Genomic DNA, 17,121 nt, shown 5'->3' with positions numbered 1-17,121 from the left:
CACCATGCGGGTGGAAAGCTGATCTCTGGGTATCCTGAGGTCTGGCGGTGGTGCGCCTGAGTTTTTCCGACGCTCCGGGAGGAGATGATCGTGAGCTCGTTCCGTTCCCAGCGTGGCCACACTCCCAGATCGCCGCAGTACCCCTCGCTCGCCGGTTGGAACCAGCTCGACGCCGGTGGGCGTCCCCGGCCGCCCCGGCCCCCGCGCTACCCCCGCCCGCGCCGCACCCGTGGCCAGCGCATCCGCCATCTGCTGCTGTGGCTGTTCACCATCCTGGTCGCCATACCGGCGCTGTTGGTGGCGCTGGTGTACTGGAGCGCGGAGATCCCGGCGGCCGGCACCGTACCGGTGAATCAGACCGCCACCATCACCGCTTCCGACGGCACCACGGTGCTGGCCAAGGTGGTGCCGCCCGAGGGCAACCGCACCCCCGTTCCGCTGGAGAAGGTTCCGGTCCACGTCCGCGACGCCGTGCTCTCCGCCGAAGACCGCAACTTCTACACCAACCCAGGGTTCTCGCCCACGGGCCTGCTGCGCGCGCTCCGGGACAATGCGCTGGGCCGGGCGAACGCCGGTGGCGGGTCGACCATCACCCAGCAGTACGTCAAGAACGCGTTCCTGGGGTCCGAGCGCACGGTGAGCCGTAAGGCGCACGAACTCATCATCTCGGCCAAGATGTCGCGGGAATGGAACAAAGACGAGATCCTGCATGCCTACCTCAACACCATCTACTTCGGCCGCGGCGCCTACGGAATCGAGGCCGCCGCACAGGCCTATTTCGGCAAACCGGTCAACGAGCTGACCGTGGCCGAGGGGGCGGTACTGGCCGCGCTCATCCGCACCCCGTCCGGCCTGGATCCGCAGAACCCGAACCAGTTGCCGCAGTTGCTGCAACGCTGGAACTACGTGCTCAACGGCATGGTTTCGATGGGAAACCTGGCGCCCGGTGAACGCGGCACGGTGACCTTCCCGCCCACGATTGCGCCGCCGGTATTCGACGAGAACATCGTCGAACGGGGTCCGGAAGGGCATATCAAGGCGCAGGTGTTGCGCGAGTTGTCGGCCGCCGGGATCTCGCAGAAGGAAATCGATACCGGCGCCCTGAACATCGTCACCACCATCGACCCGAAAGCGCAGCAGGCCGCACAGGCCGCGGCCGCCGGACGGCTGGAGGGGCAACCGCCGGAACTGCGGACCGCGGTGGTCTCGATCGACCCGCGCTCCGGCGCGGTGCGCGCCTACTACGGCGGCGCCGACGGTATCGGATTCGATTTCGCACAGGCCCCGGTGCAGACCGGGTCGGCCTTCAAAACCTTCGCGGTGCTGGCGGCGCTGCAGCAGGGAATCCCGCTGTCGCGGGCGTTCGACAGCGCGCCGGTGCACGTCAACGGGGTCGAGGTGCGCAATGTCGAGAACGAGTCCTGCGGGACCTGCTCGATCTCGGAGGCCTTCAAACGTTCGCTCAACACCAGCTTCTACCGGCTCACCCTGGCCATGAACAACGGACCGAAAGCGATCGCCGACGCCGCCCACCAGGCCGGGATACCGCACGAGATCCCCGGGGTGCCGGGAAAGTCGCTCACCGAGATGGGCGAGGATCCGATGCCGTCGATCGTGCTGGGCACCTATCTGGTCCGGCCCATGGACATGGCTTCCGCGTATGCCACCATCGCCGGTGAGGGCCGCTACCACCAGCCGTATTTCGTACAACGCGTGGTACGCGGCGACGGCCGGGTGCTGCTGGATCGCAGCGCCGACCCGAAACAGCAGACCGGTGACCAACCGCCGCCCGCCGAACAGCGCATATCGCCCGATATCGCGGCCCGCGCCGCCCAGGCGATGCTGCCGATCGCCGATTATTCCAACGGCCACGGACTGAGCGGGCGCCCCTCGGCCGCCAAAACCGGCACCACCCAGTTGGGTGATTCCGGCCAGAACAAGGACGCCTGGATGGTCGGTTTCACACCCTCACTGTCGACCGCGGTGTGGGTGGGCACCGAACTCAATCTGCCGATCGTGACGGCGGGCGGTGGCCGCATCTACGGTTCCGGGTTCCCCGCCGATATCTGGAAGCAGACGATGGACGGCGCCCTCGCCGATACCCCAGTGGAACAGATCGGCAATCCGCCGCCCGGTGGTCCGGCTCCGCCACCGCCGCCGCCCGCCCCCGCGGCCGGTGATCAGCCGTCCGGCGGGCCGTACGACATTCTCAACCCACCCCCGCAGCCGGAGCCGCCACAACCCCAGCAACCGTTCATCGTGATCCCGCCGGCCTCCGAACCCTACGTACCCGAACCCGTACCCGAGCCGGAACCGGAATACGTGCCCGAGCCCGAATACGAACCCGGGCCGGCCCCTGTTCCGGCGCCACCGCCGCCTCCGCCGGCGCCACCGCCGCCGCGGGTGATCGAAATCCTGCCCGGCGTTACCGTTCCGGTGCCGTGATGCACGGATTTCCGCTCGTGATCCCACCGAAGGAACGGTCGGCATGGCAGCATCGTTTGCCAGAGTGATGATGTCGCCCATCCGACCGACCGGCACCGGGCCCACGCTCGTGCCGGGACGAGCGTGCGGGAGGATATGCGCTGGAGCGACGACGGATGACGAGACATAGGGGCTACGCCGGTGGAATTCAATGTCGTTGACCGCCCGGAAACACTGGTGGCGGGAATGGTGCTTCGCAGCCCGGCCCTCGCCGTGGAAGGGCCGCGCCGTACGAAGGTGGAGCAGGCCTGGAAACGCAATCTGTCGCGGTCGTTACCAGGTCCCCCGGCCAGCGCGTTCGTCGACCACGCCCCGGAGATCAATTCGTACCTGACCCATATCATCGGCTACCGCTGTCGCAGCCTCGACGATCTGCTACCCGGCGATGTCCTCGCCCGGATCCCGGCCGGGCGCTATGCCCGGTTCACCCTCAGCGGCGCGGATCTCGGCGAAACGATCGTGACCCTGTGGCGGGCCATCTGGGACGCCGAAGCCGCCGGCCGGTTGGTGCGCTCCTACACCGGAGACCACGAACGGTATCCGGACGAGCACACGGTGGAGGTATTCGTGGCACTGGCAGAAGACGATTCGGCGGGCAGGTAGGAAGCTGTGGATTTCGAAATTGTCACCCTCGACGAGAGTATGGTCGCCGGGCTCACGGTGCCGCTGGCCGGCCGTGAGGTAACCGCCCGCGATCTGGACCTGGTCAACTTCACCTGGGATCGCTACCTGAGCCGAGAGAAGGAAGTCCCCCGGATGGCCGCCTACATCGGGCAGGACGATCACGCGGTGGCGGTGCTCGGCTACGAGGTCGGCGGCCTGGCCGATCTGGACCCCGGCGATGTGCTCACCCGCGTCCCGGCCGGGCGCTACGCGAAATTCGTGGTGACCGAGAAGCCCTACGATCTGCTCCGCACCGCCTGGGCGCGGGTGCGGGAAGCGGAGAAAGCGGGCACGATAACCCGCTCCCACACCGCCGAACTCGAACGCTACACCGGCCCGACCTCGGTCGAGGTCTACGTATCGCTCGACTGAGGTCGTGAAGGGTTTCGCCCCAGTTCCGTCCCCCGCGCGCCCAGCGGCGGCGCCGAGTCCAGCGAGGCCCTCGGAGTTCTCATAACCCCGAAACCGATCGCAACCACGGCGGCACCGAGTCCTACGGGGCTCGGAGAGGTCCACATGACCCCGGAACGGAACGCAACCACGGCGGTGCCGAGTCTTACGAGGCCCTTGGAGGTTTTGGCCCGTCCCTGCTTTCCGTGCTCGATGCGAGGCGGCGAAGCCGCGAGTGTCGAGTGCGGAAAGCAGGGACCAAGGGGGCCAAAACCCGCGCCGACGGAGTCGGCGCCAAAAAACACAGCCAAATTAACCGATGATGAAGGTTTCCAGCTCGGCGCGGGCGACGTCGTCGGCCATCTGCTTCGGCGGGGACTTCATCAGGTACGCCGAGGCCGGGAGCACGGGGCCGCCGATTCCGCGGTCCTTGGCGATCTTCGCGGCGCGCACCGCGTCGATGATGATGCCCGCCGAGTTCGGGGAGTCCCACACCTCGAGCTTGTACTCCAGGTTCAGCGGTACATCACCGAACGCGCGGCCCTCTAGCCGGACGTAGGCCCATTTACGGTCGTCGAGCCAGCCGACGTGATCGGACGGGCCGATATGCACATCGCCGGCGCCCATCTCCTTCTTCAGGTTGCTGGTGACGGCCTGGGTCTTGGAGATCTTCTTGGACTCCAGGCGCTCGCGCTCGAGCATGTTCTTGAAGTCCATATTGCCGCCGACGTTCAGCTGCATGGTGCGGTCGAGCTGCACGCCACGGTCCTCGAACAGTTTCGCCATGACCCGGTGGGTGATGGTGGCGCCGACCTGGCTCTTGATGTCGTCGCCGACGATCGGCACGCCCGCGGCGCGGAACTTCTCGGCCCATTCCGGGTCCGAGGCGATGAACACCGGCAGCGCGTTGACGAAGGCCACACCGGCGTCGATCGCGCACTGGGCGTAGAACTTGTCCGCTTCCTCCGACCCGACGGGCAGGTAGGAGACGAGCACGTCGACCTGCGCGTCCTTCAGCGTCTGCACGACGTCGACCGGATCGCTCTCGGCGAGCTCGATGGTTTCGGCGTAGTACTTGCCGATGCCGTCGAGGGTCGGACCGCGCTGCACGGTGACGCCCAGCGGCGGTACATCGGAGATCTTGATGGTGTTGTTCTCGCTGGCGAAGATCGCCTCCGACAGGTCGAAGCCGACCTTCTTGGCGTCCACGTCGAAGGCGGCGACGAACTGCACGTCACGCACGTGGTACTGGCCGAACCGCACATGCATCAGGCCGGGGACCGTCGCCGTGTCGTCGGCATCCCGGTAGTACTGCACGCCCTGCACGAGCGAGGAGGCGCAGTTGCCCACACCTACGATGGCGACGCGAACACTGGATTTATTGCTGTCTCCACTACTCATGGCCGGTATTTCCCTCTTTCTGTGGTGCCGCCTTCGTCGATTGCTCCGCCGCAATCAACTCGTTGAGCCAGCGCACTTCGCGCTCGCTTGATTCGAGTCCGAGTTGATGGAGTTGGCGGGTGTAGCGATCCAGCGAGCCACTCGCCTTCTTGATCGCCTCCCGCAGCCCCTCTCGGCGCTCCTCGACCTGGCGCCGCCTGCCCTCCAGAATCCGCATCCGCGCTTCCGCGGGGGTGCGACTGAAGAAGGCCAAGTGCACGCCGAAGCCGTCATCGGTGTAGTTCTGCGGACCGGTATCGGCCAGGAGCTCGCTGAACCGCTCCCGGCCCGCCGGAGTGAGCTGGTACACCCGCCGGGCACGGCGAGTCGTCACCATGCCTTCGGGCACCTCCTCCGCGATCAGCCCATCCGCCTGCATACGTTTCAGGGTCGGATACAGCGATCCGTAGGAGAAAGCCCGAAACGCCCCGAGCAGGCCGGTGAGCCGTTTCTTCAGCTCGTAGCCGTGCATGGGCGATTCCAGGAGCAGCCCGAGGATTGCCAATTCGAGCACCGGGCTTCACCCCCTGACTTCCGTACAGATCTAACCAATGGATGCGACTACCCACTATATCGGAGCGATATAACCATTCATAGTTCGGTCCGCTACATCACAGATGGCGACCGGGCCGCATGACCGACCCGGGCCTGGGACTTCACCTCGGTAGCCGGCGCGAAAACCAGGGCGGCGAGTTCCCACCGGCGGCGAGCCGGACCTGAGACCCGCGGCCCCACCCGCCGGGTAAGCCGGCAATCCCGAGGTCAGTTCGCGGGAAACACTTGCAGCGGTTCGCCGGCGAACGAGACGGACAAGTGTCCGGTACCCCCGGCAGGATCTTCGACGTAGATATCGATCACGGGCCCGGCGTCGGCCGGGGCGATCAGCTCGAAACCGATGCCGAGATGTTCGACCGCTCCCTGCTCCAGGCGCACCGAGGCCGGGGCTCCTGCCAGTACGGCGGCCAATGTCTTCAGGTCGATATCGGCCAGGTCGATCGGCCGGCCCTTCGCCCAGCTGGGCACGGGGCCGCCCAGCTCGTCGAACCCGTCCCCGTCGAAGCGGAAGTTCCGGGGACTGCCCTGGTCCAGCCGCTGGACCAGCAGAAAGTCGGGATAGATCGTCGCGGTATCGATGACGGTGTCACCGAACTCCCGGCGGTAGGAGTCGATGAAGGACGCCAACCCGGCGGTGGTGAGGAGGTTCGGCAGCGGCGCGGGTTCCGGCTCGGCCTCGGCGACGGCGGTGACGCCGGCGGCCGGGTCCTCGCGCGCCACGAGTCCGGCGCCGGCGCCGAGCGTGGCAGCGATCGTCAGTACCGCGACCGGTATCCACCAGCGTCGTGCCCCGCGGTGGCCGCGCCGAACCGCCGCGCCGGCACGCCCGGCGCCGGCCGATCCGCCCGGTACCGGGCCGGGACCCGGTACGGAAGTTCGCGCTGCGGACGTGGCGTTCCGGGCTGCGGTGGGCGGGCTCGTGGGCGGCGGGCCGGGGCGGCGGTCCGGGGCCGCCTCGAGCGCGTGGATCGCGGCCTCGCTGAAGGCGCGGCACGAGTCGTAGCGTTGCGCGGGGTCCTTCGCCATCGCCCGGGACAGCACCGCGTCGATCGCCGGCGGCAGACCCGGAACCCGCCAGGAGGCCGGTGGCGGCGGAGTGTGCAGATGCGCGCTGATCACCGCGGCAGCACTGTCCATGGCAAACGGCTTCTCGCCCGTGAGCAGGACGAACAGGGTACAACCGAGCGCGTAGACATCCGCGCGGTGATCGACGGGACCGCCGGTGAACTGTTCGGGTGCGGCGTAGGCCACCGTCGCGATCACCTCACCGGTACGGGTGAGGTCGGTGCCCTCGAGCGCGAGGCGGGCGATCCCGAAATCGGTCAGCAGTGCACGTTCGCCGAACTCGCGGTCGGGGTCCGCGGTGACCAGGATATTTCCCGGTTTCACATCGCGGTGCAGCATGCCGTTGCGATGGGCGTGATCCAGGCCGCGGGCCGCATCATCGATGATTCGGACGGCGCGGCGCGGGCTCATGTCCGCCGACCCGACCAGCGCGGCGGCATCGGTACCCGGCACGTACTCCATCGCGATCCACGGCTGACCGTCGGCGACTCCGCGATCGTGGACGGTGACGATATTCGGATGTTTGAGCCGGGCCGCGAGATCGGCCTCCCGGTCGAATCTGCCGCGGAACTGCGGGTCGTCCAAATGGTGGGCGGGAAGCAGTTTCAATACATCCTGGCGCGGCAGCCGGGGGTGATCGGCGAGATAGACGACCCCCATCCCGCCCGCGCCGATCCGGCGGACGATCCGGTAGCCGGCGACGCTCGCCCCGGGTTGCAGCATTTCCCGAGACTATCGCGAGGCCTTCACCCCTCGAACGGCCAGACCCGCAGAATATCGCCGGTCGGACCGACCAGTAGCCAACCGCTCTCGTCGAACGAATTGGATACGTAGATGCTGACCGCGGGCACGCCCTCGAACGGGGAGAAGGTGTTGACCTCGTAGTTCATATGGGTGACCACACCGTCGGGGACCCGGACGGCCGCCGGGGCCTCGGTCAGTACACGGCCGATCGCCTGGGTATCGAGTGCGCCCAGATCGACGGTGGGGGTATCGACCGGGCGGGTGGTCAGATCGGCGGACTGATTGAAGCCGCCGCGGTAGTCGTAGCTCACCAGCCGGTTCGGCTGCCCGGGAACAGCGCGTGCGATATCGCCGTGGTCGGGATGCAGACCCACCTCGTCCGCGACGGTGTCGCCGAAACGCTCGCGGTACTCGGCGACGAACTGGGCGAGCCCGGGGCCGGTCACGAGGTTCGGCGGGGCGAAGACCAATGTCTCGGTGGCCGGTGGCCCGGGTTCATCGGCGTCGGCCCCCGGCGCCGCCGCAGGTGTCGGGGTCGCGATCGGCGGTTCGATGGGCGGCGAATCGGTACCGCGACTGGTGAGCGTGTACGCGGCGAACGCCGTCGCCAGCGCGGCGGCGGTGAGGACGGCGAAGTAGCGACCGGAAAAACCCGAACCGGCTGTTGCGGCACGATCGGTGGCACGCGCCTTGTTACGGCCCGGCCTTGCTGTTGACACCAGCGAATACTACGTCGGACGCCACGCCGCGGGGAGGCCCGCTCCCGCTGTTGTGGTCGCCACACGACCACGCCATCCCTGCGGGTTTGGCGCATTTGCGCCAACTCTTGCTCTTTGCGACGGCCGATTTGCGCCCATTTGATTTGCAGAGACCACTCAGGCCCCCGCGCCGAGTCCTCCGGCGAGGTCGGGGCGGGAGCGGCGGTGACCCGGCACGGTCCATATCGCCGACCCGAAACCAATCCGGCCGCGGGCGGCAGAAATACAACACGGCTACTCTGGGGGCGTGCGAATTCAGCGGCAAGTGGTGGACTATGCGCTCCGGCGCAAGTCGCTGCTGGCTGACGTCTATGCGGGCCGTGTCGATGTCGCCGAGGTATGTGACGCCAATCCCTACCTGCTGCGTGCGGCCAAATTTCACGGCCGGGGGAGCGAGGTCACATGCCCTATCTGCCGGAAGGAACAACTCACTCTCGTATCCTGGGTCTACGGCGACGGCCTGGGGCCGATCGCGGGTTCTGCGCGCAGCCCGGAAGAGCTGGTGCGCCTGGCCGAGTCCAGAGAAGAGTTCTCGGTTCATGTCGTCGAGGTGTGCCGGACCTGCAGCTGGAATCATCTGGTGCAGTCCTATGTGCTCGGGCAGACGCCGCAGCGGCGTTCCCGCTCCCGGGTGAACCGGCGCACCGCTGCGGAATGAACCCGCCCGGCCCGATGGTTGATGCCGCACCGCGTGTCATGAGACACCGGTGCACGGGCCGAGCAGACCGATACGAGCTTTGGAGACCTTGTCAGTGACTTCGCCCTACGAGACCCCATCCGGCGATGACCCGCGCGGTGGCCGCGGCCCGCGTGGTCCGCTGCCGGGACGGGAGCCGCAGCAGCGTCCGGGGTCACCGAACCGTGGTCCCGCACCCAACGCCAACGCCCCCCGCCCCGGCCCCGGCGGACGGCCGCCCGGCCCCGGTGGGCCCCGACCCGGCCCCGTCGGCCCGCGTCCCGGTCCGGCGACCGGCCCACGTCCGGCGGTCGGCGGCCCCCGCCCCGGCCCGGCCGGGCCGCGGCCGCCCGCCAACAGCGGTCCGCGGCCTGCGGTCGGCGGCCCTCGTCCCGGTCCCGACGGCCGGCGACCCGGCCCGAACACCGGCGGTATGCCGCCGGCGCCCCGCGGGCAGCAGCCGCCGCAGCGCCCCGGGCCCCCGCCCGGACGGCCGCCGCAGGGCCGGCCGCAGCCGCCCAATCAGCCGACCCAGCGGATGGGCCGGCCGGGTGAGCCGGGCCCGCAGCGCGGCGAACAGGGCACCGTGAAGATGCCGAACCCGGCCGCACCCGCCGGCTCGGCCGAAACCACCCGGCGCGAACGCACCGCGACCGGCCCCCGTCCGGCGACCCGGCCGGGCGCGAACACCGGGGAACGTCGTGCGGTCGGCCCGGAGGGCCGGTCCCGCGTACGCTCCGGTCCCGGTGGTGGCCCGCCGCCCCGCCGGCCGGGCGACAATCGCTCGGGTGGTCCCGGTGGCCCCGAGGGGCGGGGTCCGGGACAGAAACGCAAGAGCCGGTGGAAAATCGTGCGCCGAATCGCCTACGTACTGGTCGCACTTGCCATCGTGGTACCGAGCACGGTGTTCCTGATCGCCTATTCCACGGTGTCGGTACCCGAGCCCGGCGACCTCAAGACCAACCAGGTCGCCACGATCCTCGCCAACGACGGGGAAACCGAGATCACCCGGGTTGTCCCCCCGCAGGGCAACCGCACCGATGTGACGATCGATCAGATCCCGCCGCATGTGCGCAATGCCGTGATCGCCGCCGAGGACCGCGATTTCTACAGCAACCCCGGCTTCTCGATCTCCGGTTTCGCCCGCGCCGCGCGCGATAACCTCCTCGGCCGGGAAAGCGCCGGTGGTGGTTCGACGATCACCCAGCAGTACGTGAAGAACGCGCTGGTCGGTGACGAACGCAGTATCACCCGTAAGCTGCACGAATTGGTCATCTCGGCGAAGATGGCCCGGCAGTGGAGCAAGGACGAGATCCTCACCGCCTACCTGAACACCATCTACTTCGGGCGCGGCGCCTACGGTATCGACGCGGCCTCCAAGGCCTATTTCGGTAAACCGGTGCAGGAGTTGAACGTCGCCGAGGGCGCCGTTCTCGCCGCGACCATCCAGCTGCCTTCGCTGCTGGATCCGGAATCGAATCCGGACGGCGCCGAAGCGCGCTGGAACTATGTTCTCGACGGTATGGTCGCCGGCGGCAATCTCGACCGCAACGAACGCGCGGGGATGACCTACCCGCAGGTGAAGTCGTCGTCGGAGACCGGCCAGAAAACCGATTCCGCCGGCCCGGAGGGCCATATCAAGGCGCAGGTGCTGCGCGAGCTCTCCGAGGCCGGAATCAGCGAACAGCAGCTGAACACCGCGGGCCTCGAGATCACCACGACCATCGATGCGCAGGCACAGCAGGCCGCGCTCAACTCCGTACATACGAATATGGAGGGCGAACCGGACAAACTGCGCACCGCGGTGGTCTCGATCGACCCGAAATCCGGTGCGGTGCGGGCCTACTACGGCGGTGAGGACGGTTACGGCTACGACTTCGCCAATGCCGCGCTGCAAACCGGCTCGTCGTTCAAGGTGATCGGCCTGGCGCAGAACCTGGAAATGGGTAAACCGCTGTCGCAGATGTACGACAGCTCGCCGATCACGGTGAACGGTATCGAGATCACCAACGTCGAAGGCGAGCAGTGCGGTGTCTGCACCATCGCCGAAGCGCTGAAACGGTCGCTCAACACCAGCTTCTACCGTATGCAGCTGGAAATGGAGAACGGCCCGGAGAAGATCGCCGAAATGGGCCACAAACTGGGCATTCCGGAAGAACTTCCGGGCCTGGGCCCGACCCTGACCGAACCGGGCGGCGCCGGGCCGAACAACGGTATCGTGCTCGGCCAGTACCAGGCCCGGCCGCTGGATATGGCGTCGGCCTACGCGACCCTCGCGGCGTCCGGCATGTACCACAAACCACATTTCGTGACGAAGGTCGTCACCGCCGACGGCCAGGTCCTGCTGGACCGCGGCGATGTCGCCGGGGAACGCCGGGTCTCGGAGGCTGTCGCCGACAACGTGACCGCGGCGATGGAACCGATCGCCGGCTACTCCCGCAACCACGGTCTGGCCGGTGGCCGCCCGTCGGCCGCCAAGACCGGTACCGCGCAGCTCGGCGATACCGGGGAGAACAAGGACGCGTGGATGGTGGGCTACACCCCGTCGCTGGCCACCGCGGTCTGGGTGGGCACCACGGACAACTCGCCGCTGCGCAACTACGGCGGTGCGATGATCTACGGCTCCAGCCTGCCGTCCGATATCTGGAAGGACACGATGGACGGCGCCCTGGAGGGCACGCCCAGCGAGAAGTTCCCGAAACCGGCACCGATCAAGGGGCAGGCGGGTGTGCCCAAGTGGACCGCCCCGTACACCGCACCGTCCACGACGATGCCGACCTTCGAACCGCCGGTCGTGATCCAGCCGAGCCAGGTCGAAATCCTGCCCGGTATCACCATTCCGGTACCCGGGATGGCGCCCAACCCGCGCAGCCAGCAGCAGCCGCAAGGTCAGCCACAGAACGACAGCGGCGCCGGTCCGCTACCGGGGCAGCCCACTGCCGGGCCGGAGGGAACCGTGCCGACCGTTACCCAGGCGCCGAGCGCCGGAACGGACACCGATACCGGTGGGGAAGATACCGATTCCGGTGGTCCGGGCGGCCCCGGCGGCGCCGAAGACGGCGGCTGACCGGGCCGCAACCTACCGCGGGGGTCCGGCTCGGGTCCGGACCGGACGCCCGTAACAGGTAACCTCGGGTGCCGTGAGCGAGCAGCGACTGGTGGGTGGGCCGGACGACGGGAACGATCCCGGAGACGGGACCGCTCACCAGGGCACCCGTCACGGATACGACGCACCGGCCCCGCTCGCCCCTGACCTTCGTTCGGCGGACGCCCGCGACAAACCGAGCCGCAACGATTCGATGGCCGCCCAGTTGTGCACCGTGATCGGTGGCCCGGTCGGCGATCACGCACTCATCGGGCGGGCCCGCTTCTGGACCCCGATGCGGGTGCTGCTGGCCTGCACGGTGATCTTCCTGGCCTTCGGCTGGTTCGCCAAGGCCGGCTGTATCCAGCAGACCACCACCGCCGGCGGTGCGCTCACCCTCGATTGGAACAACGGCCGCCAGTACACCGCCATGTGCTATTCGGACACCGTTCCGCTCTACGGCGCCGAACGGCTCAACGAGGGCGCCTTCCCGTACAAGAAGTCGTGGGTGGAGGAAACGCCGGACGGCGGCACCGAGGTCCGGCATATGGAATACCCGGTCCTGTCGGGTCTGTACCAGTACGTTTCCATGCTGGTGGCCAAGTCCTGGGATGCGAGCCCGCTGCCGGGCGCACTGCAGGTGGTTCTGTATTTCAACGTGGTCGCACTGGGTTTGGCGATGGCCTGGCTGGTGACGATCTGGGCGACCGCGGTACTGGCCGGGCGCCGTATCTGGGATACCGTCCTGATGGCGTGTTCACCGCTGGTGATCGTGCACGCCTTCACCAATTTCGATTTCCTCGCCACCGCGTTCGCCGCCACCGGTCTGCTGGCCTGGGCCCGGCGTCGGCCGCTGCTGGCCGGTGTTCTGCTCGGGCTGGGCGGCGCGGCGAAACTGTATCCGCTGCTGCTGCTCGGCCCGATCTTGGTGTTGTGCCTGCGCGCCGACCCGATGCAGCGGACACCGCGGGCCCAGTTCGCGATCCGGTTGCGCGATATCCGCGGTTCGGACGATCTGATCGCCTGGTCGCACGAGATCCCGGCACGGATCCGGCTGCTGGCCGAGCGCCCGCTGGGGGCGGCCGGCCTGACCGCCGGTGGCGCGCTCACGACCTGGGCGCTGGTGAACCTGCCGATCGCGCTGCTGTACCCCGATGGCTGGCGGGAATTCTTCCGGCTCAACACCACTCGCCACGCCGACCCGGATTCGATCTACAACGTGGTGATGTCGTTCACCGACTGGAACGGGTTCGACGGCACGCTGCGCCACGGTGAGGCACCGACCCTGCTCAACCTGGTGTCGCTGGTGCTGTTCGCGGCGGCCTGCGCCGGAATCGCCTATATCGGGCTCACCGCGCCGCGCCGTCCCCGGCTGGCCCAGCTGTGCTTCCTGGTGGTCGCGGCCTTCCTGCTGACCAACAAGGTCTGGAGCCCGCAGTACTCGCTGTGGCTGGTGCCGATCGCGGTGCTCGCCCTCCCGCATCGGCGGCTGCTGCTGGCCTGGATGACGATCGACGCCTTGGTCTGGGCGCCACGAATGTTCTACTACCTCGGCATCGACCGAAAGGGCCTGCCCGAACAGTGGTTCACCGGGACGGTCCTGCTCCGCGATATCGCGGTGATCGCCCTGTGCGCGCTCATCGTCCGCCAGATCTACCGGCCCGAACACGATCTGGTCCGCCGCGACTACCTGGACGACCCGGTCGGCGGCATCGTCGACCGCGCCCCCGACCCCCTGCTGCCCTGGCTACCGGAATTCCTGCGCCCCAGAATCTCCCTGGACACCCACTGGACCGGCGCCCTCGCCGCCACCCGGCACAAGCCACGAACCACCACACCGAAGCCGGTCGCACCCGCAGAGCCCCTGGAAACACGCCCACCCGCCCGCTTGGGCTGACCCCAAGGACCCCAAAGCAGACGCCGCCACCACGGCAGCGCCGAGTCCAGCGAAGCACTCCGACGGTCCATGACCCGAAATCAAACGCAACCACAGCGGCGCCGAGTCCAGCGAGGCATTCAAAGGGTTTGGCCCGTCCCTGCGTTCAGCCCCGCGAGACAATGCGCCGCAGGCGCGAGTATCGCGGGGCTGAACGCAGGGACCAAGGGGGGCCGAACCCCCGCGCCGACGGAGTCGGCGCCAAAAATTCAGCGCAGGATGCGGGCTCGTTGTTCCGGCTCCTGGGGGAGCAGGTCCAGGTCGAGTTGCCAGGCGTTGTTCGTCCACGGATCGAACAGCGGCGTTCCGGTGAGTGTCGGCAGATGGCGGCAGGCGCGGGAGAGTGCCGCCACCGTGCTGTCGTGCGACTCCGATTCGTTCGCACCGACGATCACCGTCGACAATCCGATCAGATCGCCGCGGGTCAGCAACGCGACCAAGCGTTGCGCGTCCGTGGACTGATAGCCGTGCGGGAAATCCGCCGCCAGCAGGATCCGGTGTTCGGCCGGCGGAACGCCCTGCCCCGAGTTGTAGGCCATCTCGGCGAGTTCGGCGGAATCCACCAACTGCTGTAGCCGCGCCGAGATATCGGTGTGATCGGTGATCGGCGGCCCGGCCAGCACCGGCGCCAGCATGCCCGTGAAACCGGCGAACGCCCCGGTGAGGTCGATGATGTCGACCACCGTGCGGCGTCCCGGCGCGGCCCGCAGCAACCGGGCCAGCAGCGCCCCGATCACCGGCGCCACCGCCGCGGAGGATTCGGAATCGACCCACAGCGGCCGGTTCAGCGGAACCGGCACACAGTACGGAATGCGCAGCCCGCCGCGTTCCGGCGCGTAGAGCTCGCCGAGCCGGATTCCGTCCGACGGGATGGCCGGGCGATCCCAGGCCGGGGAGTTCCAGGACGCCAGCGCCGCGGGCAGCACCGCATCCGCCTCGGCGAGTTCCCGTTGCAGTTGGGCGCTGTCGCCGCGGTGCCTGTCTTCTGCCGCGGCGGTGAGTTCGTCGTAGCGGCGTTGCGCGGCCGTGCGTGCCGCGTCGGCGGCGGGAGTGTTGCGGGTCGCCGGGTCCGAGACCGCCGCGGAGAGTTCCTGGTCGAGCCGGTCAGCGGCATAGCTGCGCGATGATTCCAGGGCCGCGGCCGAACGCGCGGCGTCCTCGAAGATCATCCACAACCGCTCCAGCCCGTGGCCCACTTCGAGGGGCGGAATGTCGGCCTGCGCCGTCGGCGCGACGGGAACCGTTGTGTCCGCCACAGTGGCCGTGGCGGACACGACCGTCGGCGCCGCGGGCACGTAATCCGCAGGCGCGACGGGCGCGTAATCCTGCGCGCCGTGGGCCCGCAGCAGTTCGGTGAGCCCGCCCGCGTACCCCTGCCCCAGCGCCCGCAGCTTCCAGCCGGGGCCGCGCCGGTACAGCTCGAAGCAGATCAGCGCGGTTTCCCCCGATTGCGGTGTGATGACGAATTCCGCTACCGGCGCATCGTTTTCGGACAGCATCGCGGTGACCGTGCCGGGGCCGGCGGCCGCCGAGGCGATCAGCAGCACCGCCTGGGCGTCGGCCCGTACCTCGGCGGGCGTGACGACCACGGCCGCTCCCTCGAGCCGCACACCCGGACCCGCCGGCCGCTCGGTGACCAGCACGTCCGCGGCCGAGGCCACTCGGAGGTCCGCGGCCACCACCAGCGCCGAAAGCGTCGGCGGTACCGCCGCGTTCACCTGGAAGCGGGCCGGCCCGCCGTCGAGCGCGATGTTCTGGCCCGCTTGCATCTGCTTCATATCCCGTCCCCCGTTTCCGTCGCTCACGCCCCGAGGAATCGGCCCAACTGGGGGATCGCCTCGCCGGGATGTTTCGCGTTGAAACCTTCACCGATGGCCTGCATCTTCCAATCGGCGCCCGCGCGGAACAGTTTCGCCATCGCCATCGCGGTGGTCGGGGTCCCGCCGGTGAGCGAATAGCGCGCCAGTTCGGCGTTGTTCGCGCCGTCGATCAACCGGCAGAAGGCGTTCTGCACCTGGCCGAAAGTATGGCCCTTGTAGGAGGTCACGATGAAGACCAGGCTGTTGACGTGCGCCGGTATACGCGTGAGATCGACGAGGATCACCTCGTCGTCGCCGGCGCCTTCACCGGTGAGGTTGTCACCCTGATGGCGAACCGAACCGTCTTTGGAGGTGAGCTGGCCGTAGTAGGCGACATCGACGGGGTTCATATCCGCGAACAGCACCACCGAGGCGTCCAGATCGATATCCACGGTGCGGCTGCCGAACATTCCCCGCTGCTGCACCGGATCCCAGCCCAGGCCCATCTTGACGAAGGTGAGCGCCGCACCGTCTTCCTTACGGAGGCTGACCCGCTGGCCCTTCTGCAGGCTCACCGGGCCCGTCTTGCTCAGGCTGATCTCGTTCGCCGGCGGCGCCGGAACCGGGGCGGGCGCGGGAGCACCCGGCTGATAACCCGGACCGGGCGGCGGCGGATACCCACCACCCTGCGGCGGGTAGGGAGCGGTGGGCGGCTGCTGCGCGGGGTAGGCCTGCTGAGTGGGCGGCGGCACCGGCGCGGACTGCGGAGCCGGCGCGGGCGGTGCGGGGGGCGGGGGCGGCGCGGACTGCGTCTGCGCGGGTGAATCATCCACTGTCACACCGTGATCGGTGACGAGCGCGGCGAAACCACCGGCATAACCCTGACCGACCGCGCGCACCTTCCAGGCACCCTGCCGGCGATACAGTTCGAGCGCGATCACGATCGACTCGGATGCCAGGCCATCGATCCGGTACTCGAACAGCTGGGTACCGGACGGATCGGAGACATAGGCGACCGGCGGCGCGAACCGCCCGAAATTCGCGTTCGGATCGTCGAGGGTGATCACGGCCCGCACCTGCGCGATATCGGCGGGTACCGCGGCGAGGTTCACCGCCAGCGAAGCCGGCTGGCCGGCCGGACCCGGACGCAGGTTGACGCCGGGACCACTGGGCTGGTTGTAGAACACGAAATCGGCGTCGGACCGAACCTTGCCCTGCTCGGTGACCAATAGTGCGGACAGATCGGCCGGGGCGGCCAATTGAATCGAAATCACCACATCGTTGGTGGCCAGTGGACCGTTCTGGCCCTTGGCGAGTGTTGCGGACAAGTCAGACCCTTCGCTTGTCGGTGCGTGTGCATGCCACTCTACGAGAAGCTGTGTTTGTTGGTGCCGCCTCCGGCGGCACGTGGTTTCGGCCGCTGTGTTTATTTGCGGCGCCTGCGGCGCCGCGGGTTTTGGCCCCCCTAAGTCCCTGCTGTCAGCGCTCGACACTCGCGGCTGCGCCGCGTCGCATCGAGCACTGAC

12 protein-coding genes are annotated in these 17,121 nt (G+C 68.4%); 6 read left to right on the top strand and 6 right to left on the bottom strand.

The genetic code is table 11. The features are described 5' to 3' along the window. Positions 1–84 precede the first annotated feature (84 nt). The 3 genes from ACQEVO_RS31270 (at position 85) to ACQEVO_RS31260 (ending at position 3,519) form a co-directional block, all read left to right on the top strand. On the top strand, positions 85–2,445 hold the full coding sequence (locus tag ACQEVO_RS31270; protein ID WP_432920012.1) for a transglycosylase domain-containing protein: 2,361 nt from the start codon (positions 85–87) through the stop codon (positions 2,443–2,445). Positions 2,446–2,625: 180 nt separating this feature from the next. Continuing rightward, positions 2,626–3,087, top strand: a complete 462-nt coding sequence (locus ACQEVO_RS31265; protein WP_432920011.1) for a GyrI-like domain-containing protein — start codon at positions 2,626–2,628, stop codon at positions 3,085–3,087. Positions 3,088–3,093: 6 nt separating this feature from the next. Further along, entirely contained in the window at positions 3,094–3,519 is a 426-nt protein-coding gene (locus ACQEVO_RS31260; protein ID WP_432920010.1) for a GyrI-like domain-containing protein, read from the top strand. Positions 3,520–3,849: 330 nt separating this feature from the next. Here the strand turns inward: ACQEVO_RS31260 and ACQEVO_RS31255 are convergent, their stop codons facing one another. The 4 genes from ACQEVO_RS31255 to ACQEVO_RS31240 form a co-directional block, all read right to left on the bottom strand. Beyond that, entirely contained in the window at positions 3,850–4,938 is a 1,089-nt protein-coding gene (locus ACQEVO_RS31255; protein ID WP_432920009.1) for an inositol-3-phosphate synthase, read from the bottom strand. Beyond that, a complete protein-coding gene (locus tag ACQEVO_RS31250; protein ID WP_432920008.1) occupies positions 4,931–5,491 on the bottom strand; it encodes a PadR family transcriptional regulator in 561 nt (186 codons plus the stop codon). Before ACQEVO_RS31250 ends, ACQEVO_RS31255 begins: the two co-directional genes overlap by 8 nt. Positions 5,492–5,739: 248 nt before the next feature. After that, positions 5,740–7,320 carry a serine/threonine-protein kinase gene (locus tag ACQEVO_RS31245; RefSeq protein ID WP_432920007.1) on the bottom strand — a complete coding sequence of 527 codons (1,581 nt, stop codon included), beginning with the start codon at positions 7,318–7,320 and terminating at the stop codon, positions 5,740–5,742. A 23-nt stretch (positions 7,321–7,343) separates the two neighbouring features. Continuing rightward, positions 7,344–8,060 carry a hypothetical protein gene (locus tag ACQEVO_RS31240; protein WP_432920006.1) on the bottom strand — a complete coding sequence of 239 codons (717 nt, stop codon included), beginning with the start codon at positions 8,058–8,060 and terminating at the stop codon, positions 7,344–7,346. A 286-nt stretch (positions 8,061–8,346) separates the two neighbouring features. Here ACQEVO_RS31240 and ACQEVO_RS31235 point away from each other — a divergent pair, with 286 nt between their 5' ends. The 3 genes from ACQEVO_RS31235 to ACQEVO_RS31225 all read left to right on the top strand — a co-directional run bounded on the left by ACQEVO_RS31235 (position 8,347) and on the right by ACQEVO_RS31225 (position 13,757). Continuing rightward, a complete protein-coding gene (locus tag ACQEVO_RS31235; protein WP_280396964.1) occupies positions 8,347–8,757 on the top strand; it encodes a DUF5318 domain-containing protein in 411 nt (136 codons plus the stop codon). Between the two features lie 451 nt (positions 8,758–9,208). Further along, positions 9,209–11,842: a transglycosylase domain-containing protein gene (locus ACQEVO_RS31230; protein WP_432920005.1), complete on the top strand. Its 2,634-nt coding sequence runs from the start codon at positions 9,209–9,211 to the stop codon at positions 11,840–11,842. Between the two features lie 73 nt (positions 11,843–11,915). After that, the gene (locus ACQEVO_RS31225) at positions 11,916–13,757 is read left to right on the top strand and encodes a glycosyltransferase family 87 protein (RefSeq protein ID WP_432920004.1); all 1,842 of its coding nucleotides are present in this window, start codon (positions 11,916–11,918) and stop codon (positions 13,755–13,757) included. Between the two features lie 248 nt (positions 13,758–14,005). On the opposite strand, the gene ACQEVO_RS31220 is transcribed toward ACQEVO_RS31225, so the two are convergent. Further along, positions 14,006–15,574 carry a TerD family protein gene (locus ACQEVO_RS31220; protein ID WP_432920003.1) on the bottom strand — a complete coding sequence of 523 codons (1,569 nt, stop codon included), beginning with the start codon at positions 15,572–15,574 and terminating at the stop codon, positions 14,006–14,008. A 23-nt stretch (positions 15,575–15,597) separates the two neighbouring features. After that, the gene (locus ACQEVO_RS31215) at positions 15,598–16,923 is read right to left on the bottom strand and encodes a TerD family protein (RefSeq protein WP_432920002.1); all 1,326 of its coding nucleotides are present in this window, start codon (positions 16,921–16,923) and stop codon (positions 15,598–15,600) included. Positions 16,924–17,121 lie beyond the last annotated feature (198 nt).

Source organism: Nocardia sp. CA-290969, from assembly GCF_050936135.1.
In the GTDB taxonomy this organism is placed as follows: domain Bacteria; phylum Actinomycetota; class Actinomycetes; order Mycobacteriales; family Mycobacteriaceae; genus Nocardia.
Note: the sequence above shows the minus strand (reverse complement) of the source record. Positions and strands in the feature narration are given on the sequence as shown.

Coding starts and splice junctions, on each gene's coding strand:
- ACQEVO_RS31245 (WP_432920007.1), bottom strand. CDS start 7,320: ATGCTGCAACCCGGGGCGAGCGTCGCCGGCTACCGGATCGTCCGCCGG.
- ACQEVO_RS31255 (WP_432920009.1), bottom strand. CDS start 4,938: ATGAGTAGTGGAGACAGCAATAAATCCAGTGTTCGCGTCGCCATCGTA.
- ACQEVO_RS31220 (WP_432920003.1), bottom strand. CDS start 15,574: ATGAAGCAGATGCAAGCGGGCCAGAACATCGCGCTCGACGGCGGGCCG.
- ACQEVO_RS31230 (WP_432920005.1), top strand. CDS start 9,209: ATGCCGCCGGCGCCCCGCGGGCAGCAGCCGCCGCAGCGCCCCGGGCCC.
- ACQEVO_RS31270 (WP_432920012.1), top strand. CDS start 85: ATGATCGTGAGCTCGTTCCGTTCCCAGCGTGGCCACACTCCCAGATCG.